The following is a 19,518-nucleotide window of genomic DNA, read 5'->3' on the forward strand; positions in this document are numbered from 1 at the left end:
TCGTGCGGCACCCGCCGGCCGCGCTTCACCAGCCGGCGGCGCCCGTCAGCTCCCGGATCGCGGGACGCGCCGCGTCCAGCACGGTCGGGAACCAGGAGGAGAAGGTGTCCTTGGCGTGCCGCTCCGCCAGCTCGGCGGGCGTCACGAACGCCGTGTCGCCGATCTCCTCCGGGTCCGGCCGCAGGGGGGACTGCACCAGGCCGACGAAGAGATGGTTGTACTCCTGCTCCACCAGGCCCGAGGCCGGGTCCGGGTGGTTGTAGCGGACGGTGCCCGCCTCCGCGAGCAGCGAGGGGGAGACCCCGAGCTCCTCGTACGTCCGCCGGGCCGCAGCCGCGAAGGGCGCCTCAGCGGGGTAGGGATGGCCGCAGCAACTGTTGGACCACACACCGGGGGAGTGGTACTTGCCCAGCGCCCGCTGCTGCAGCAGCAGCCGGCCGCGCTCGTCGAAGAGGAACACGGAGAAGGCGCGGTGCAGCTGTCCGGGCGGCTGGTGGGCGGCGAGCTTCTCCGCGGTGCCGATCGCCACGCCGCTCTCGTCGACCAGTTCCAGCAAAATCGCGTCCGCGGTGCCGTTCGACGAGCTGTGCGTCGCGGTGGCAGGTGTGATCGGCATACCCATCCTTCACATCGGTCCTCGAGCCCCAAGTCTGCCGTACGAAACCGGCACTCCCGGCACTTCCCGGCACACCCGCATGTCCCGCGCCGCGGCCGTCACCGGTCCGGTACGGCAGGTGAGACCCGCTGGATGATCGTGCCCGGCGGGGCGGACCCGGAACCGCCCGTCCTCCCCGACGGGGAGGACGCGGGCGCGCGCCGGACCGATGCGTTCCGGCGCGGGCGCCGCGCGCGCCGGGAGCCGGACGCAGGGCGGCCTCAGCGGCACGCGGTCCAGCGGGACGGACGTTTCAGTGGCACGGGTGGCTCAGTGGCACAGGCGGGCTTCGTGCTCGGCGTGTCCGCCCGGCTCCAGCTGGAAGGTGCAGTGCTCGACGTCGAAGTGGTCGCCGAGGCAGCCCTGCAGCTCGTGCAGCAGCTTCTCGTGGCCGATGGCGCTCAGCACCTCGGAGCTCACCACCACGTGCGCGGAGAGAACCGGCATGCCGGAGGTGATCGTCCAGGCGTGCAGGTCGTGCACGTCCTCCACACCGTCCAGCGCCAGGATGTGCGCCCGCACCTCGCCCATGTCGACGTTCTTCGGGGCCGCCTCGAGCAGCACCTCGAGGGTCTCGCGCAGCAGCCTGACGGTACGCGGCACGATCATCACACCGATGACGAGTGAGGCGATCGGGTCGGCGGCCTGCCAGCCGGTGAGCAGGATGACCGCGGCCGAGATCATGACCGCCAGCGAGCCGAGCGCGTCCGCTGCCACCTCGAGGAAGGCGCCGCGCACGTTCAGGCTCTCCTTCTGGCCGCGCATCAGCAGCGTCAGGGAGACCGAGTTCGCGACCAGGCCGACCAGACCGAACCAGATCATCAGTCCGCCCTGGGTGTCGGCGGGTGTGAAGAAACGCTGGACGGCCTCGTAGAGCACGTAGCCGCCGACGCCGAGCAGCAGCAGGCAGTTGGCGAGCGCGGCGAGGATCTCGGCGCGGGCCAGGCCGAAGGTGCGGTTGCGGCTCGGCGGGCGGTTCGCGAAGTGGATGGCGAGCAGCGACATGCCCAGGCCCACGGCGTCCGTCGCCATGTGGGCGGCGTCCGCGACCAGCGCGAGCGAGTCCGCGAGCACACCGCCGACGATCTCCACCACCATCACGCCCAGCGTGATCGACAGCGCGACACGCAGCGTGCCGCGGTGTGCTGCCGCCGCCGTACCGGTTGCGGCGACGCCGTGCGCGTGCCCGTGGTCGTGACCGGCCCCCATGTGACTGACCGCCCTCCTGTGTTCCGCTGTTCCGCCCGGGACCACAGTGAACTACGGGAGGGGGGTATGGGGCAACGCGGCACTGAACACCGTTGTCATGTGCCCTGACCTGCGTAAACGAATCGCAGGTCAGGGCACGATCCGGTTCACGCGCCGTGATGCAGCTGCCATCCCCGCCATGCCGAGGAAACCATCTCCTCCACCCCGCGCCGGGCCCGCCAGCCCAGCTCCGCCGCGGCCCGCTCCGCCGAGGCGACGGCGCGGGGCGCGTCCCCGGGGCGGCGGGCCTCGACCAGGGGCGCCCGCCGGTCGCCGGTGACCTCGCCGATGACCGTGATCAGCTCACGCACCGACACCCCTTCACCGCGCCCGATGTTCACGGTGAGGTCACCGCCGGCCTCCGCGTCGGCCAGCCGGCGGGCCGCCGCCAGATGGGCGTCCGCGAGGTCGGCGACGTGAATGTAGTCACGGATGCAGGTGCCGTCCGGCGTCGGGTAGTCGTCGCCGAAGATCCGCGGGGCCTCGTCGCGGGTGAGGCGGTCGAAGACCATCGGGACGATGTTGAAGACGCCGGTGTCGGCGAGTTCGGGAGCGGCGGCGCCGGCCACGTTGAAGTAGCGCAGGCACACCGTCGCGATGCCGTGCGCCCGCCCCGCCGCCCGGACCAGCCACTCCCCGGCGAGCTTGGTCTCGCCGTAGGGGTTCACCGGGTCACACGGGGTGTCCTCGGTGATGAGGTTCACGTCGGGGTTGCCGTAGACGGCCGCCGAGGAGGAGAACAGGAAGCGCCCGATCCCGGCCTCGGCCACCGCGCCGAGCAGGGTCGCGAGGCCGCCCACGTTCTCCTGGTAGTAGCGGGTCGGCTGTGCGACGGACTCGGCGACCTGCTTGCGCGCGGCCAGGTGCACCACCCCGGTCACCGTGTGCTCGGCGAACACCCGCTTGAGCAGTTCCCCGTCCAGCGACGACCCGCGGACCAGCGGCACGTCCTCGGGCAGCCGCGCGGCGTGCCCGGCCGACAGGTCGTCCAGTGCGACCACCCGTTCCCCGGCCCCGGCCATGGCCCGCGCCACATGTGCCCCGATGTACCCGGCCCCGCCGGTGATCAGCCATGTCATGGTCGTCCACCCTATGCCGGACCCCGCCCGGCCCCGCCACCGCCGCCCGGCGACCGCCGCCCGGCGACCCGCTCCCGCCCCGGTCTCGCCCGCCACCCCGTCCGCACTCCTGCCCCGAAGCGCCCGCTGTGCGGGCCGGACCGGATCCACCCGCCGTCCGGCCCGGGCCGGCCCCGTGGCGCGGGGGGCGTGCGTATGCGATGAATGCCCGATGTGGCACGGAGTTTGTGGCCCGGCCCCGGGATCACCGATGATGATCGCGGCGAAGTCTGCAGCAGACCGTGCTGATCGGCCCGTGAACGGGCGGTGAACGCGGGCCCGACGGCATCCGATAGCCTCTGCCGACATGCCGCCGGGGTGCCACAGGCAAGCGGCGCCCCCATCTTGCACATGACCGGCGCAGACGCGTCGGCACCCAGGGAGTGAGTTCGGTTTGTCGACCGCCATCCTCACCGGTCAGCCGGTCCCCGGATCGTCGATCGAGGGCGATCTGCGGTCCCTCGGCTTCGACGTGCGGGCCGCGGCCGACGCCACCGACGCCGAGACCCTCCTCGCCCAGGTGCCGGCCGACCGGAGGGTCGCCATCGTCGACGCCCGTTTCGTCGGCCATGTGCACTCCCTGCGCCTGGGTCTGACCGACCCCCGCTTCCCGCTAGCCGCCGTCCCCGGCGCCGTCACCGCCCAGCCGGACGGCCGCCAGGCCCTGACCCGTGCGATGGCCCGGGAGACCTCCGCCGGCGGCGGCACCGCGATCGCCGTCGGCAGCCTCGCCGACCGGATCGTCGCCGCCCTGGACGCCGACGGCGCCGGCGTTCACCGCCCCGAGCTCGGCAGCCTCGTTGCCGCAGTCCCCGGCGACCCCCAGGCCCGCAACGAGGCACGCCAGGCCGTCGCCGCCGTCGACGACGAGGCGATCCGCCTGAAGTCGGCCGTCAAGGCCCGCGACGGCTTCTTCACCACCTTCTTCATCAGCCCGTACTCGCGCTACCTGGCCCGCTGGTGCGCCCGCCGTGGCCTGACCCCCAACCAGGTCACCACCGCCTCCCTGCTCACCGCCCTCATAGCGGCCGGCTGTGCCGCCACCGGCACCCGCGGCGGCTTCGTCGCCGCCGGCGTGCTGCTCATCGCCTCGTTCGTGCTGGACTGCACCGACGGCCAGCTCGCCCGCTACTCGCTGCAGTACTCCACGCTCGGCGCCTGGCTGGACGCCACCTTCGACCGGGCCAAGGAGTACGCCTACTACGCCGGACTCGCCCTCGGCGCCGCGCGCGGCGGTGACGACGTATGGGCCCTCGCGCTGGGCGCCATGGTCCTGCAGACCTGCCGGCACGTCGTCGACTTCTCCTTCAACGAGGCGAACGTCGGGGATACGGCCGCCACCGCCAACACCAGCCCCACCGCCGCCCTGTCCAACAGGCTGGACAGCGTCGGCTGGACGGTCTGGCTGCGCCGGATGATCGTCCTGCCCATCGGCGAGCGCTGGGCCATGATCGCCGTGCTCACGGCGGCCACCACCCCCCGTACCACCTTCTACGCCCTGCTCATCGGCTGCGCCTTCGCCGCCACGTACACCACCGCGGGCCGTGTGCTGCGCTCGGTGACCCGGAAGGCGGTGGGGGTCCCCCCAGGCGTCAAGCACTGGGGGAGCACCGACCGGGCCGCGCAGGCGCTGGGGGACCTCGCCGACAGCGGACCGCTCACCCAGGCCCTGGCCGGCCCGGCCCGGAAGGGCGCACGCCGGCTCCCCGGTATCGCCGTCCCGGCCGTCGCCCTGCTCGGCGCCCTCGCAGTCCTCGCCACCTCCGCCCTGACCGGCTTCGGCGGCGTCCGGCCGGTCCTCGGCGCCCTGTTCTACGTGCTCACCTCGGCTCTCGCCGTCGCCCGCCCGCTCAAGGGCGCCCTGGACTGGCTGGTCCCCCCGGTCTTCCGTGCCGCCGAATACGGCACCGTCCTCGCCCTGGCCGCGGCGGCCGATGCGAACGGAGCCCTTCCAGCGGCTTTCGGCCTGGTGGCCGCCGTCGCCTACCATCACTACGACACGGTGTACCGCATCCGCGGCAACGCCGGAGCGCCGCCGGCCTGGCTGGTGCGCGCCATCGGGGGGCAGGAAGGGCGGACGCTGCTCGTCACCGTGCTGGCCTCCCTGCTCACCGCCGCTCAGTTCACGGCCGCGCTCACGGTCCTCGCCGTGGGCGTCGCCCTCGTGGTGCTCACCGAGAGCATCCGCTTCTGGGTCGCCTCTCATCTGAGAGGCGCACCCGCCGTACACGACGAAGGAGAACCCGCATGATCGGCCTCGTGCTGGCGGCCGGCGCCGGACGGCGTCTGCGCCCCTACACCGACACCCTGCCCAAGGCGCTGGTGCCGGTGGGGCCCGAGGGTGCGGAGGACAGCCTGACGGTGCTCGACCTCACGCTCGGCAACTTCGCCGAGGTGGGCCTGACCGAGGTCGGCATCATCGTCGGCTACCGCAAGGAGGCCGTCTACGAGCGCAAGGCCGCCCTGGAGCAGAAGTACGGCCTGAAGCTGACCCTGATCGACAACGACAAGGCCGAGGAGTGGAACAACGCCTACTCCCTGTGGTGCGGCCGTGACGCGCTGAAGGACGGTGTGATCCTCGCCAACGGCGACACCGTCCACCCGGTCTCCGTCGAGAAGACCCTGCTCGCCGCCCGCGGCGAGGGCAGGAGGATCATCCTCGCCCTCGACACGGTGAAGAAGCTCGCCGACGAGGAGATGAAGGTCGTCGTCGACCCGGACAAGGGCGTGCAGCGGATCACGAAGCTGATGGACCCGGCCGAGGCGACCGGCGAGTACATCGGTGTCACCCTCATCGAGGGCGAGGCGGCCGAGGAGCTGGCCGACGCGCTGAAGACCACCTTCGAGCGGGACCCGCAGCTGTACTACGAGGACGGCTACCAGGAGCTCGTCGACCGGGGCTTCAAGATCGACGTGGCGCCGATCGGCGACGTCAAGTGGGTCGAGATCGACAACCACGACGACCTGGCCCGGGGGCGGGAGATCGCGTGCCAGTACTGACCCGGCTCATTCCGTCGCCGGTCGTCGTCGACATCCGCGCCGGAGCGCTGGACGATCTGGCGAGCGTCCTCGCGGACGAGCGGATCTCGCACTCCGGGCGGCTGGCCGTCGCGGTCAGCGGCGGCTCCGGCGCGCGGCTGCGCGAGCGGATCGCCCCCTCACTGCCGGGTGCCACCTGGTTCGAGGTGGGCGGCGGCACCCTCGACGACGCGATCCGCCTCGCCGGCGAGATGAAGTCCGGCCGCTACGACGCGGTGGTGGGCCTGGGCGGCGGCAAGATCATCGATTGTGCCAAGTTCGCCGCGGCACGTGTCGGCCTGCCCCTGGTCGCCGTGCCCACGAACCTCGCGCACGACGGCCTGTGCTCCCCGGTGGCCACCCTCGACAACGACGCGGGCCGCGGCTCGTACGGAGTGCCGAACCCGATCGCCGTCGTCATCGATCTGGACGTGATCCGCGAGGCCCCGGCCCGCTTCGTCCGCGCGGGCATCGGTGACGCGATCTCCAACATCAACGCGATCGCGGACTGGGAGCTCGCGGCCCGCGTCAACGGCGAGAAGATCGACGGCCTGGCCGCCGCCATGGCCCGGCAGGCAGGCGAGGCGGTGCTCAGGCACCCCGGTGGCATCGGTGACAACGGTTTCCTGCAGGTGCTGGCCGAGGCGCTGGTCCTGACCGGTGTCGCGATGTCCATCTCGGGCGACTCGCGCCCCGCCTCGGGCTCCTGCCACGAGATCAACCACGCCTTCGACCTGCTCTTCCCCAAGCGCGCCGCGAGCCACGGCGAGCAGTGCGGGCTGGGCGCGGCCTTCGCGATGCACCTGCGCGGGGCCCACGAGGAGTCGGCCTTCATGGCCGAGGTGCTGCGTCGGCACGGGCTGCCGGTGCTGCCGGAGGAGATCGGCTTCACGGTGGACGAGTTCGTCCGGGCCGTGGCGTTCGCCCCGGAGACCCGGCCCGGCCGCTACACGATCCTCGAACACCTCGACCTCAAGACCGAACAGATCAAGGACTCCTACCTCGACTATGTCAAGACCATCGGTAGCTGAACTGAGACCGGTCGTCCACCCCGCGGGGGTCAAGGACCGGCGCAGCGGCGAGCACTGGGCGGGGCGCCTCTACATGCGCGAGGTGTCCCTGCGGATCGACCGCTATGTGGTGGGCACCAGGATCACGCCCAACCAGCTCACCTACCTGATGACCGTGTGCGGCGTACTGGCGGCCCCGGCCCTGCTGGTGCCCGGGATCGCGGGCGCGGTGCTCGGCGTGGTGATGGTCCAGCTGTACCTGCTGCTGGACTGCGTCGACGGCGAGGTCGCGCGCTGGAAGCAGCAGTACTCGCTCGGCGGGGTCTACCTGGACCGGGTCGGCGCCTACCTGACCGACGCCGCGGTCCTCGTCGGCCTCGGCCTGCGCGCCGCCGACCCGTGGGGTCAGGGGCGGATCGACTGGCTCTGGGCCTTCCTGGGCACCCTGGCCGCCCTCGGCGCGATCCTGATCAAGGCCGAGACCGACCTCGTCGGTGTCGCCCGTCACCAGGGCGGGCTGCCGCCGGTGAAGGAGGCCGCGTCCGAGCCGCGCTCCTCCGGCATGGCGCTGGCCCGCAGGGCGGCCGCGGCGCTCAAGTTCCACCGGCTGATCCTCGGCATCGAGGCGTCTTTGCTGATCCTGGTCCTGGCGATCGCCGATCAGATCAGGGGCGACCTGTTCTTCACCCGGCTCGGTACCGCGGTCCTCGCCGCCATCGCGCTCCTGCAGACGCTGCTGCACCTGGTGTCCGTCCTCGCCTCGAGCAGGCTGCGGTGAGTTCCGTGACGTCTTCGCCGAAGGTCGGCGCGGTGATCATCACCATGGGCAACCGCCCCGACGAGCTCCGCGCGCTGCTCGACTCGGTCGCGGGGCAGCACGGCGACCGCGTCGAGGTGGTCGTCGTCGGCAACGGCTCGCCCGTCCCGGACGTCCCCGAGGGCGTCAGGACCGTCGAGCTGCCCGAGAACCTCGGCATCCCCGGGGGCCGCAACGTCGGGATCGAGGCCTTCGGGCCGGGCGGCCGCGAAGTCGACGTACTGCTCTTCCTCGACGACGACGGGCTCCTGGCCCGCCACGACACCGCCGAGCTGTGCCGCCAGGCGTTCGCGGCCGACGACGAGCTCGGCATCATCAGTTTCCGTATCGCCGACCCGGACACCGGTGAGACCCAGCGCCGCCACGTGCCGCGGCTGCGCGCCTCCGACCCGATGCGCTCCTCCCGGGTCACCACCTTCCTCGGCGGGGCCAACGCGGTCCGTACCCGCGTCTTCGCGGAAGTCGGCGGCCTGCCGGAGGAATTCTTCTACGCGCACGAGGAAACCGACCTGGCATGGCGGGCCCTCGACGCGGGCTGGATGATCGACTACCGGTCCGACATGGTGCTGTACCACCCGACGACCGCGCCCTCGCGGCACGCGGTGTACCACCGCATGGTCGCCCGCAACCGGGTCTGGCTGGCCCGCCGGAACCTCCCCGCCCTCCTGGTCCCGGTCTACCTCGGGGTCTGGCTGCTGCTCACCCTCGCCCGCCGTCCCTCGCGCCCGGCGCTGAAGGCCTGGTTCGGGGGCTTCCGGGAGGGCTGGACCACATCGTGCGGGCCCCGCCGGCCCATGAAGTGGCGCACGGTGTGGCGGCTCACCCGACTGGGCCGGCCACCGGTCATCTGACAAGCTCGTTTCCTGGGAGCACCGGCCATGCCCGGCCCGTGCGCCCGTGCCATGCCCGTACATCCGCACAGGCTGGGCATCCCGAAGACGAAAGTATCCACTTGTGAGTGAGACAACGCATGACGGCGGCGTCGCCCTCGGCGCGGCCGTGTCGCCAAGCGAGGGCCTCACGGCGACCGAGCTCGCGGCGAAGTACGGGCTGTCCGTCAGTGGCGCCCGGCCTCCGCTCATGGAGTACGTCCGCCAGCTCTGGGGCCGCCGCCACTTCATCATCGCCTTCTCCCAGGCGAAGCTGACCGCCCAGTACAGCCAGGCCAAGCTCGGCCAGCTGTGGCAGGTGGCGACCCCGCTGCTGAACGCGGCCGTGTACTACTTCATCTTCGGCGTGATCCTCAAGGCCGGCCGGGGCCTGGGGCGCGAGACGTACATCCCGTTCCTGGTGATCGGGGTGTTCGTGTTCACCTTCACCCAGAGCTCGGTGATGGCGGGCGTACGCGCGATCTCCGGCAACCTGGGCCTGGTGCGCGCACTGCACTTCCCGCGTGCCTCGCTGCCGATCTCGTTCGCGCTGCAGCAGCTCCAGCAGCTGCTCTTCTCGATGCTCGTGGTGTTCGTCGTGACGATGGCCTTCGGCAGCTACCCGAGCCTGGCCTGGCTGCTGATCGTCCCGGCGCTGGTGCTGCAGTTCATGTTCAACACGGGTCTGGCGCTGATCCTGGCCCGGATGGGGGCCAAGACCCCCGACCTCGCCCAGCTGATGCCGTTCCTGCTGCGCACCTGGATGTACGCCTCGGGCGTGATGTTCTCCATCAGCGGCATGCTGGCCGGCAAGCCCGAGTGGTTCATCCGTCTGATGCAGGCCAACCCCGCCGCGGTCTACATGGACCTCATCCGGTTCGCGCTGATCGACGGCTACGGTGCCTCGCACCTCCCGCCGCACGTCTGGGCGCTCGCCCTCTTCTGGGCCGTGGCCGTCTTCGCCGGCGGCTTCGTGTACTTCTGGAAGGCGGAGGAGAGGTACGGCCGTGGCTGAGCAGAACACCGTACAGGACGCCGCGCGGCACGCCGGGGAGCGGGTCCCCACCGTCATCGCGGACGAGCTGCACATCGTCTACCGGGTCAACGGCGCCAAGTCCGGCAAGGGCAGTGCCACCGCCGCCCTCAGCCGCATCCTCAAGCGTGGCTCCGACGACGCGAAGCGGGGCGTGCGCAAGGTGCACGCGGTGCGGGGCGTCTCCTTCGTCGCCTACCGCGGCGAGGCGATCGGCCTGATCGGCTCCAACGGCTCCGGCAAGTCCACCCTGCTGCGTGCCATCGCCGGCCTGCTGCCCGCCGAGAAGGGCAAGGTCTACACCGACGGCCAGCCCTCGCTGCTCGGCGTGAACGCGGCGCTGATGAACGACCTCACCGGTGAGCGCAACGTCATCCTGGGCGGGCTGGCCATGGGCATGTCGCGTGAGGAGATCAAGGCGCGATACCAGGACATCGTCGACTTCTCCGGCATCAACGAGAAGGGTGACTTCATCACCCTGCCGATGCGCACCTACTCCTCCGGCATGGCGGCCCGGCTGCGCTTCTCCATCGCGGCCGCCAAGGACCACGACGTCCTCATGATCGACGAGGCCCTGGCCACCGGCGACCGCAAGTTCCAGAAGCGCTCCGAGGACCGCATCCGGGAGCTGCGCAAGGAGGCCGGCACCGTCTTCCTCGTCAGCCACAACAACAAGTCGATCCGTGACACCTGCGACCGGGTGCTGTGGCTGGAACGCGGGGAACTCCGCATGGACGGCCCCACCGAAGAGGTGCTCAAGGAGTACGAGAAGTTCACGGGCAAGTAGCCTGCGCGACACAGGCCCCGCCGGAACTGGCTCCGGCGGGGCCCGCGTCTGCAAAGGAAAGGTCAACTACCGCTGGGCTTAGGAATCTTGACACCAATCGGTGTGTTGTTGTGATGTGCGGGACGCCCCCGCGGAGCCGGCTGCGCTGTACAACGTAAGCTGTACCGGTCCCGGAAAGCGGCAAGTGGGGAGATAATGCGCGACATCCTCCGCCCGGGCCGCCCCACGGACGGCCGGGCGGCGTGTCCGAAATAGTGTGTGTTGGGTCGGCAGTGTAGAACGGGAGATGTGACGGCAATGGCTACGGAAACTCCCCAGCTCAACGCAGCATGTGCCGTCCCCGCGCCGGGCAGCGGACGATGACGCGAACCGGCACGGCGCGTGATCCGGAACGCGCCACCCTCGACAAGGCCGCGGGCGAGAACTTCCCCGTGGCGCCGTTCTTCCTGCCCCGGGCCTGGCGTGCCGACCTCATGGCCGTCTACGGCTTCGCCCGCCTCGTCGACGACATCGGCGACGGCGATCTGGCCCCCGGCGGTGCCGACGCCCGGCTGCTCGGCGTGTCGGCCGCCGAGGCGGAGGACCGTTTCGTCCTCCTGGACGCCTTCGAGGCCGATCTGCGCCGGGTCTTCGACGGCAGCCCGCGCCACCCCCTGCTGCGCCGGCTGCAGCCCACCGTCCGCCGCCGCTCGCTGACCCCCGCGCCGTTCCTCGGCCTGATCGCCGCCAACCGCCAGGACCAGCTCGTCACGCGCTACGAGACCTACGACGACCTCCTCGCCTACTGCGAACTGTCCGCCAACCCCGTGGGCCGCCTCGTCCTCGCAGTCACCGGCACCTCGACCCCCGAGCGGATCCGCCGTTCCGACGCGGTCTGCACCGCCCTGCAGATCGTCGAGCACCTCCAGGACGTCAGGGAGGACCTCGAACGCGACCGCATCTACCTGCCCGCCACGGACATGAAACGCTTTGACGTCCAGGAGGCGGATCTCGCCACGCCCACCGCGGGCGCATCGGTGCGCGCACTGGTCGCATACGAAGCAGAACGCGCCCGCGTTCTGCTGAATGAAGGCGCCCCCCTGGTGGGTAGCGTCCACGGCAGGTTGAAGCTGCTGCTCGCAGGGTTCGTGGCGGGGGGAAGGGCGGCGATCGGCGCGATCGCCGCCGCCGATTACGACGTACTTCCCGGCCCGCCCAAGCCCGGCAAGGTCCAGTTGCTGCGCGAGGTGGGCGTGACTCTGCGAGGAGAGGGGTGATCCGGGCCGTGGAGTCGGAACAGCACGTGGCCGCACCGGTACTCGCCGCCTACAGCTACTGCGAGGCCGTCACCGGACAGCAGGCACGCAACTTCGCCTACGGCATCAGACTGCTGCCGGCGCCCAAGCGCCGCGCGATGTCGGCGCTGTACGCGTTCTCCCGGCGCGTCGACGACATCGGCGACGGGGCGCTGGCGGACGACGTCAAGATCACCCGGCTGGAGGACACCCGGGCACTGCTCGGCCGGGTCCGCGAGGGCGCGGTCGAGGACGACGACACCGACCCCGTCGCGGTCGCCCTCACCCACGCCGCCAGCGCCTTCCCGATCCCGCTCGGCGGCCTGGACGAACTCATCGACGGCGTCCTGAAGGACGTTCGCGGCGAGACGTACGAGACCTGGGACGACCTGAAGGTGTACTGCCGGTGCGTGGCCGGGGCCATCGGCCGGCTCTCGCTCGGCGTGTTCGGCACCGAGCGCGGCGCGCGTGGCGCCGAGCGCGCCCCCGAGTACGCCGACACGCTGGGTCTCGCGCTGCAGTTGACCAACATCCTCCGGGACGTCCGCGAGGACGCCGAGGGCGGCCGTACGTATCTGCCCGCCGACGACCTCGCCAAGTTCGGCTGCTCTGCCGGATTCCACGGCTCCACCCCGCCGGAGGGCTCCGACTTCGCCGGTCTGGTGCACTTCGAGGTGCGACGGGCGCGGGCCCTGTTCGCCGAGGGCTACCGGCTGCTGCCCATGCTGGACCGGCGCAGCGGCGCGTGTGTCGCCGCCATGGCCGGGATCTACCGCCGGCTGCTCGACCGCATCGAGCGCGACCCTCAGGCCGTGCTGCGCGGCCGGGTCTCGCTGCCCGGGCGGGAGAAGGCGTACGTCGCGGTGCGGGGACTGTCCGGCCTCGACGCCCGGCACGTGACCCGGCAGACCGTCAGGAGGCGCGCCTGATGGACAATTCAGTCAACGGTGACTCCACCGGTGAAAAACGGCGGGCAACCCTCCGGTGCCGGACGGCGTCCCTGACGGCGACGGCCGACCGCGGGGCACCCGCTCACCGCGGCGGGCGCACAGGGGAGGGCGCACGATGACCGACGGCACGCGGCCGGAGAGACCGCTCACCGGCGTCCCGGGACCCGCCGGGCGGCACGTCGTCGTGATCGGCGGCGGGCTCGCCGGCCTGACCACCGCCCTCGCGCTCGCCGACGCCCAGGTCCGCGTGACGCTGCTGGAGGGCCGGCCGCGCCTGGGCGGACTGGCCTTCTCCTTCCAGCGGGGCGACCTGGCCGTCGACAACGGCCAGCACGTGTACCTTCGCTGCTGCACCGCCTACCGCTGGTTCCTGGACCGGATCGGCGGCGCACCGCTGGCTCCGCTGCAGAACCGTCTCGACGTGCCCGTTCTCGACGCCACCCGGCCCGAGGGTCGCCGGCTCGGCAGGCTGCGGCGCGACCCGCTGCCCGTACCCCTGCACCTCGGGCGCAGCCTCGCGGCCTACCCGCATCTCTCGCTGGCCGAGCGGGCCGCCGTGGGCCGTGCCGCGCTCGCGCTGAAGGGCCTCGACCTGGCCGATCCGGCCCTGGACGCACAGGACTTCGGCAGCTGGCTGACCGCGCACGGTCAGTCGGCGCGTGCCGTCGAGGCCCTGTGGGACCTGGTCGGGGTCGCCACCCTCAACGCGGTCGTCTCCGACGCCTCGCTGGGGCTCGCCGCGATGGTGTTCAAGACCGGTCTGCTGTCCGACCCGGGCGCGGCCGACATCGGCTGGGCCCGCGTCCCGCTGGGCGAACTGCACGACCGGCTGGCCCGCAGGGCGCTCGACTCCGCGGGCGTGCGTACCGAGGTCCGTACACGCGTCACCTCCGTCTCCAACAACGAAAACGGGGGCTGGAGCGTTCAGGTTCCCGGCGAGACGCTCGAGGCCGACGCGGTCGTCCTCGCCGTACCCCAGCGCGAGGCCCACGCCCTGCTGCCGCCGGGTGCCCTGGACGACCCGGACCGGCTGCTGCGCATCGACACCGCCCCGATCCTCAACGTCCACGTCGTCTACGACCGCACCGTGCTCCGCGCGCCCTTCTTCGCGGCCCTCGGGACCCCGGTGCAGTGGGTCTTCGACCGCACCGGGGCGTCCGGGTTGAAGCACGGTCAGTACCTGGCCCTGTCCCAGTCGGCGGCGCAGGACGAGATCGACACCCCGGTGGCCGAGCTGCGCGAGCGCTACCTGCCCGAACTGAGGCGCCTGCTGCCCCGGGCCCGCGGTGCCGAGGTGACGGACTTCTTCGTGACCCGGGAGCGCACGGCGACGTTCGCCCCCACCCCCGGCGTCGGGCGGCTGCGGCCCGGCGCCCGCACCAAGGCAGCCGGCCTGTACCTGGCCGGAGCGTGGACCGCCACCGGGTGGCCCGCGACCATGGAGAGTGCGGTCCGCAGTGGTGTGAGGGCGGCGGACGCCGCGCTCGGCGCCCTGGGCCGGCCCCGCCCGAGTCGCCTCTTCGCCATCGAGGAGGCGGCGGCATGACGCTCGATCAGCAGCCCGCGGCAGGCCCCCGCACCTCCGGCACCGCAACAAGAGGAGAGACTGTGCCCACTGTGCCCCCGGCCTCGACGCCCGCTCGAAGGACCGCGGTGGACGTGACCGCGCTGCTGGAGCGCGGCCGGACCCTGGCCACGCCGGTACTGCGGGCGGCCGTCGACCGCCTGGCACCTCCCATGGACACCGTCGCCGCCTACCACTTCGGCTGGATCGACGCCGCGGGCAACCCGGCGCACGGGGACGGCGGCAAGGCCGTACGCCCCGCCCTGGCCGTGCTCTCCGCCGAGGTGACCGGTGCCGCGCCCGAGACCGGTGTGCCCGGGGCGGTCGCCGTGGAACTGGTCCACAACTTCTCGCTGCTGCACGACGACCTGATGGACGGCGACGAGCAGCGCCGGCACCGCGACACCGTCTGGAAGGTGCACGGCCCCGCCCAGGCCATCCTGGTCGGCGACGCGCTGTTCGCCCTGGCCAACGAGGTCCTGCTGGAGCTCGGCACGGTCGAGGCCGGCCGCGCCACCCGCCGGCTGACCACCGCCACCCGCGCCCTGATCGACGGTCAGGCGCAGGACATCTCCTACGAGCACCGCGACCGCGTCAGCGTCGAGGAGTGCCTGGAGATGGAGGGCAACAAGACCGGCGCCCTGCTCGCCTGTGCCTGCTCCATCGGCGCGGTGCTCGGGGGCGCCGACGACGCGACGGCCGACGCCCTGGAGAAGTACGGCTACCACCTCGGCCTGGCCTTCCAGGCCGTCGACGACCTCCTCGGCATCTGGGGCGACCCGGAGGCCACCGGCAAGCAGACCTGGAGCGATCTGCGCCAGCGCAAGAAGTCGCTGCCGGTCGTGGCCGCGCTCGCGGCGGGCGGAGACGCCTCCGGGCGGCTCGGGGAGATCCTCGCCGCCGACGCCAAGAGCAGCGACTTCGAGAACTTCTCCGAGGAGGAGTTCGCGGCCCGCGCCGCCCTCATCGAGGAGGCGGGCGGCCGCGAGTGGACGGCCCGGGAGGCGCGCCGTCAGCACACCATCGCCATCGAAGCCCTCGACGCCGTCGACATGCCCGGGCAGGTCCGGGCCGCGTTCGCGGCGCTCGCGGACTTCGTCGTCGTACGAAAGAGATGATCGTTATCGCCCGAAACAGCCTCGCGTAGTCGCCGGCCGGCGCCCCACGGGTTTCAGGCACCGGCCGACGGCGGACCCACAGCAGCACGACTTGCACGACTGCACGAAGGGGAAGCCATGACAGCGACGACCGACGGAAGCACCGGGGCCACCCTGCCGCCCCGCGCTGCCGCGGCCAGCGAAACCGTACTCACCACCCCCGTGGCGGCCGGGGTACAAGAAGCCGCCGCACACGCCGCCAGGCGTGCCACCGACTTCCTCCTCGCGAAGCAGGACGCCGAGGGCTGGTGGAAGGGCGACCTCGAGACGAACGTCACGATGGACGCCGAGGATCTCCTGCTCCGCCAGTTCCTGGGCATCCCCGACGAGGAGACGACCCGCGCCGCCGCGCTCTTCATCCGCGGTGAACAGCGCGAGGACGGCACCTGGGCCACCTTCTACGGCGGACCGGGCGAACTGTCCACCACCGTCGAGGCCTACGTCGCCCTCCGGCTGGCCGGCGACGCACCGGACGCACCGCACATGCGCAAGGCCTCCGCCTGGATCCGCGCCCGGGGCGGCATCGCCGCCTCCCGCGTCTTCACCCGGATCTGGCTGGCGCTGTTCGGCTGGTGGAAGTGGGAGGACCTGCCCGAACTCCCGCCCGAGCTGATCTACTTCCCCCACTGGGTCCCGCTCAACATCTACGACTTCGGCTGCTGGGCCCGGCAGACCATCGTGCCGCTCACCATCGTCTCCGCCAAGCGCCCGGTGCGCCCCGCGCCCTTCCCGCTGGACGAGCTGCACACCGACCCGGCCCACCCCAATCCCGTCAGGCCCCTCGCGCCGGCGGCGAGTTGGGACGGCGCCTTCCAGCGCATCGACAAGGCCCTGCACGCCTTCCGCAAAGTCGCCCCGAAGCGGCTGCGCCGGGCCGCGATGAACACCGCCGCCCGCTGGATCATCGAGCGGCAGGAGAACGACGGCTGCTGGGGCGGCATCCAGCCGCCGGCCGTCTACTCGGTCATCGCCCTGCACCTGATGGGCTACGACCTCAACCATCCGGTGATGCGCGCCGGACTCGAGTCGCTGGACCGTTTCGCCGTCCGGCGCGAGGACGGGGCGCGCATGATCGAGGCCTGCCAGTCGCCGGTCTGGGACACCTGCCTGGCCACCATCGCGCTCGCCGACGCCGGGCTGCCCGCCGACCATCCGCAACTGGTGAAGGCCGCCGACTGGATGCTGGGCGAGCAGATCGTGCGCCCCGGCGACTGGTCGGTGCGCCGGCCCGGACTGCCGCCGGGCGGCTGGGCGTTCGAGTTCCACAACGACAACTACCCCGACATCGACGACACCGCCGAGGTCGTCCTCGCCCTGCGCCGGGTCAGCCACCACGACCCCGAGCGGGTGGACAAGGCCATCGGGCGCGGGGTGCGCTGGAACCTCGGGATGCAGTCGAGGAACGGCGCGTGGGGCGCCTTCGACGTCGACAACACCAGCCCCTTCCCCAACCGCCTGCCGTTCTGCGACTTCGGCGAGGTCATCGACCCGCCGTCGGCCGACGTCACCGCGCACGTAGTGGAGATGCTCGCGGTGGAGGGCTACTCCCACGACCCGCGCACCCGGCGGGGCATCGAGTGGCTGCTGGCCGAACAGGAACCCAACGGCTCGTGGTTCGGCCGCTGGGGCGTCAACTACCTCTACGGCACCGGGTCGGTCGTCCCCGCCCTGACCGCCGCCGGCCTGCCCGGCTCCCACCCGGCGATCCGCCGCGCGGTGTCCTGGCTGGAGTCGGTGCAGAACGACGACGGCGGCTGGGGCGAGGACCTGCGCTCCTACCGGGACGTGAAGCAGTGGAGCGGGAAGGGCGCCTCCACCGCCTCGCAGACCGGGTGGGCGCTGATGGCGCTGCTGGCGGCGGGGGAGCGCGACTCCAAGGCCGTCGAGCGGGGCGTCCAGTGGCTCGCCGCCACCCAGCGGGAGGACGGCTCCTGGGACGAGCCGTACTTCACCGGTACCGGCTTCCCCTGGGACTTCTCCATCAACTACCACCTCTACCGGCAGGTCTTCCCGCTCACCGCGCTCGGCCGGTACGTCCACGGCGAGCCCTTCGCCGACCGGCCGAGGACCGGCAAGCCGGCCGCCGGCCAGGCCCTGGCCGAGGCCAAGGGAAGCTGATGGCCGCGCAGCCGGCCCCGTCCCCGCTGCTGATCGCCTGCGCGCTCGGCATCGAGCACCTCGCCCTGCGCATGGGCGATCGCGGCGTGCGGGGAAGGGGCGCGCCGGTGCCCGGGGACCAAGCGCGCGGGCCGGTCACCGTCGTCCGGACGGGCATGGGCCCCAGGGCGGCGGAACGCTCCGTCACCAGGGTGCTGGCCGAACCGCCGCTCGACGGGGCAGCCGTGCTCGCCACGGGCTTCTGCGCGGGACTCGGCCCGGGCATGCACCCCGGCGACCTGGTCGTCGCCGAGGAGACCCGGGACCCGCGCGGAAACGTCACCTGCGTCGGCACCGAACTGCTCGTCAGGGAACTCGCCCGCACCCTGCCCGGGCGCACCGTGCACACCGGGCCGCTCACCGGCTCCGACCACGTCGTCCGCGGCCCCGAACGGTCCGGACTGCGCGCCACCGGCGCCATCGCGGTCGACATGGAGTCCGCCGCCACCCTGCTGAGTGCCGTGCGGGCCGGAGCGCGCCCCGTTGCGGCCGTCCGGGTGGTCGTGGACGCACCAGAACATGAACTCGTCCGGATCGGCACGGTGCGCGGTGGAATATCGGCTTTCCGTGTCCTTCGTTCAGTACTGCCGACTTTCTTTGAATGGCACCGTAATGTGCTGCTCCCCAGGAGGTGAGCCAGATGGCCATGCCGCTGCGCCAGTCCATCAAGGTCGCTACATACTTGGCAGAACAGAAGCTCCGCAGGCGGGACAAGTTCCCGCTGATCGTTGAGCTCGAACCGCTCTTCGCCTGCAACCTCAAGTGCGAGGGGTGCGGCAAGATCCAGCACCCGGCCGGTGTGCTCAAGCAGCGCATGCCGGTCGCGCAGGCCGTGGGAGCGGTGCTCGAGTCCGGTGCGCCGATGGTGTCCATCGCGGGCGGCGAGCCCCTGATGCACCCGCAGATCGACGAGATCGTGCGTCAGCTGGTGGCCAAGCGGAAGTACGTCTTCCTCTGCACCAACGCGATGCTGCTGCGCAAGAAGATGGACAACTTCAAGCCCTCCCCCTACTTCGCCTTCGCCGTGCACATCGACGGGCTGCGCGAGCGGCACGACGAGTCGGTCGCCAAGGAGGGCGTGTTCGACGAGGCGGTCGCGGCCATCAAGGAGGCCAAGCGGCGCGGCTTCCGGGTGACCACCAACTCCACCTTCTTCAACACCGACACCCCGCAGACCATCATCGAGGTGCTCAACTACCTCAACGACGACCTCGAGGTCGACGAGATGATGATCTCGCCCGCGTACGCCTACGAGAAGGCGCCCGACCAGGAGCACTTCCTGGGCGTGGAGCAGACCCGGGAGCTGTTCAAGAAGGCCTTCGCGGGCGGCAACCGGCGCCGCTGGCGGCTCAACCACTCCCCGCTCTTCCTGGACTTCCTGGAGGGCAAGGTCGACTTCCCGTGCACCGCGTGGGCGATCCCCAACTACTCCCTCTTCGGCTGGCAGCGCCCCTGCTACCTGATGAGCGACGGATACGTCCCGACGTACCGCGAACTCATCGAGGAGACCGACTGGGACAAGTACGGCCGCGGCAAGGACCCGCGCTGCGCCAACTGCATGGCGCACTGCGGCTACGAGCCCACCGCCGTGCTGGCCACCATGGGGTCGCTGAAGGAGTCGCTGCGCGCGATGCGCGAGACCGTCTCCGGAAACCGGGACTGACGTCATGACCGCCATTCCCCTGGGCGTACCCGAGGTACCGGCCCGGCCGATCGCCGAGCGGCGCGTGTCGCGGCAGATCCGGGTCGGCACCGTGGCGGTGGGTGGAGACGCCCCGGTGTCGGTGCAGTCGATGACCACGACCCGTACGTCGGACATCGGCGCCACCCTGCAGCAGATCGCGGAACTGACCGCGTCCGG

Annotated in this window: 19 protein-coding genes; 16 read left to right on the forward strand and 3 right to left on the reverse strand. The window is 71.8% G+C overall.

Annotation, left to right across the window (positions count from 1 at the left end):
- Positions 1-25: 25 nt before the first annotated feature.
- From idi to galE, 3 genes are all read right to left on the reverse strand, one after another.
- Positions 26-616, reverse strand: a complete 591-nt coding sequence (idi, locus tag ACH4UM_RS36890) for an isopentenyl-diphosphate Delta-isomerase (protein WP_398189452.1) — start codon at positions 614-616, stop codon at positions 26-28.
- Between the two features lie 309 nt (positions 617-925).
- On the reverse strand, positions 926-1,864 hold the full coding sequence (locus ACH4UM_RS36895) for a cation diffusion facilitator family transporter (RefSeq protein WP_398189455.1): 939 nt from the start codon (positions 1,862-1,864) through the stop codon (positions 926-928).
- Positions 1,865-2,010: 146 nt separating this feature from the next.
- Positions 2,011-2,982 carry a UDP-glucose 4-epimerase GalE gene (galE, locus tag ACH4UM_RS36900; protein ID WP_398189458.1) on the reverse strand — a complete coding sequence of 324 codons (972 nt, stop codon included), beginning with the start codon at positions 2,980-2,982 and terminating at the stop codon, positions 2,011-2,013.
- 433 nt (positions 2,983-3,415) lie between these two features.
- Here galE and ACH4UM_RS36905 point away from each other — a divergent pair, with 433 nt between their 5' ends.
- The 16 genes from ACH4UM_RS36905 to ACH4UM_RS36980 all read left to right on the forward strand — a co-directional run.
- Positions 3,416-5,272: a DUF5941 domain-containing protein gene (locus tag ACH4UM_RS36905; protein ID WP_398189461.1), complete on the forward strand. Its 1,857-nt coding sequence runs from the start codon at positions 3,416-3,418 to the stop codon at positions 5,270-5,272.
- Entirely contained in the window at positions 5,269-6,021 is a 753-nt protein-coding gene (locus ACH4UM_RS36910; protein WP_398189464.1) for a sugar phosphate nucleotidyltransferase, read from the forward strand. The genes ACH4UM_RS36905 and ACH4UM_RS36910 overlap by 4 nt, the downstream gene beginning before the upstream one ends.
- Positions 6,009-7,070 carry an iron-containing alcohol dehydrogenase family protein gene (locus ACH4UM_RS36915; protein WP_398189467.1) on the forward strand — a complete coding sequence of 354 codons (1,062 nt, stop codon included), beginning with the start codon at positions 6,009-6,011 and terminating at the stop codon, positions 7,068-7,070. Before ACH4UM_RS36910 ends, ACH4UM_RS36915 begins: the two co-directional genes overlap by 13 nt.
- Positions 7,048-7,827, forward strand: coding sequence for a CDP-alcohol phosphatidyltransferase family protein (locus ACH4UM_RS36920; protein WP_398189470.1), 780 nt, complete (start codon positions 7,048-7,050; stop codon positions 7,825-7,827). The genes ACH4UM_RS36915 and ACH4UM_RS36920 overlap by 23 nt, the downstream gene beginning before the upstream one ends.
- 44 nt (positions 7,828-7,871) lie before the next feature.
- On the forward strand, positions 7,872-8,717 hold the full coding sequence (locus ACH4UM_RS36925) for a glycosyltransferase family 2 protein (RefSeq protein ID WP_398189512.1): 846 nt from the start codon (positions 7,872-7,874) through the stop codon (positions 8,715-8,717).
- 103 nt (positions 8,718-8,820) lie between these two features.
- Positions 8,821-9,750 carry an ABC transporter permease gene (locus ACH4UM_RS36930; protein WP_398189473.1) on the forward strand — a complete coding sequence of 310 codons (930 nt, stop codon included), beginning with the start codon at positions 8,821-8,823 and terminating at the stop codon, positions 9,748-9,750.
- Positions 9,743-10,555, forward strand: coding sequence for an ABC transporter ATP-binding protein (locus tag ACH4UM_RS36935; protein ID WP_398189476.1), 813 nt, complete (start codon positions 9,743-9,745; stop codon positions 10,553-10,555). The genes ACH4UM_RS36930 and ACH4UM_RS36935 overlap by 8 nt, the downstream gene beginning before the upstream one ends.
- 359 nt (positions 10,556-10,914) lie before the next feature.
- Complete coding sequence (gene hpnC / locus ACH4UM_RS36940; RefSeq protein ID WP_398189479.1) at positions 10,915-11,811, forward strand: squalene synthase HpnC; 897 nt, start codon at positions 10,915-10,917, stop codon at positions 11,809-11,811.
- Positions 11,808-12,758, forward strand: a complete 951-nt coding sequence (hpnD, locus tag ACH4UM_RS36945; RefSeq protein WP_398189482.1) for a presqualene diphosphate synthase HpnD — start codon at positions 11,808-11,810, stop codon at positions 12,756-12,758. The genes hpnC and hpnD overlap by 4 nt, the downstream gene beginning before the upstream one ends.
- On the forward strand, positions 12,758-12,898 hold the full coding sequence (locus ACH4UM_RS36950; RefSeq protein WP_398189485.1) for a DUF6380 family protein: 141 nt from the start codon (positions 12,758-12,760) through the stop codon (positions 12,896-12,898). The genes hpnD and ACH4UM_RS36950 overlap by 1 nt, the downstream gene beginning before the upstream one ends.
- Positions 12,895-14,325 (forward strand): hydroxysqualene dehydroxylase HpnE, encoded by a 1,431-nt coding sequence (gene hpnE, locus ACH4UM_RS36955; RefSeq protein ID WP_398189487.1) that lies wholly within the window; start codon positions 12,895-12,897, stop codon positions 14,323-14,325. Before ACH4UM_RS36950 ends, hpnE begins: the two co-directional genes overlap by 4 nt.
- Positions 14,322-15,461, forward strand: coding sequence for a polyprenyl synthetase family protein (locus ACH4UM_RS36960; protein WP_398189489.1), 1,140 nt, complete (start codon positions 14,322-14,324; stop codon positions 15,459-15,461). Before hpnE ends, ACH4UM_RS36960 begins: the two co-directional genes overlap by 4 nt.
- A gap of 117 nt (positions 15,462-15,578) precedes the next feature.
- On the forward strand, positions 15,579-17,618 hold the full coding sequence (shc, locus tag ACH4UM_RS36965; RefSeq protein WP_398189492.1) for a squalene--hopene cyclase: 2,040 nt from the start codon (positions 15,579-15,581) through the stop codon (positions 17,616-17,618).
- Positions 17,618-18,292: a 1-hydroxy-2-methyl-2-butenyl 4-diphosphate reductase gene (locus ACH4UM_RS36970; protein WP_398189495.1), complete on the forward strand. Its 675-nt coding sequence runs from the start codon at positions 17,618-17,620 to the stop codon at positions 18,290-18,292. Before shc ends, ACH4UM_RS36970 begins: the two co-directional genes overlap by 1 nt.
- Positions 18,293-18,297: 5 nt before the next feature.
- Positions 18,298-19,320, forward strand: a complete 1,023-nt coding sequence (hpnH, locus tag ACH4UM_RS36975; protein ID WP_398189498.1) for an adenosyl-hopene transferase HpnH — start codon at positions 18,298-18,300, stop codon at positions 19,318-19,320.
- 4 nt (positions 19,321-19,324) lie between these two features.
- On the forward strand, positions 19,325-19,518 hold a 194-nt coding region (locus tag ACH4UM_RS36980; protein ID WP_398189501.1), incomplete at its 3' end, for a flavodoxin-dependent (E)-4-hydroxy-3-methylbut-2-enyl-diphosphate synthase.

The organism is Streptomyces sp. NPDC020801 (genome assembly GCF_044334385.1).
Taxonomy (GTDB): Bacteria; Actinomycetota; Actinomycetes; order Streptomycetales; family Streptomycetaceae; genus Streptomyces.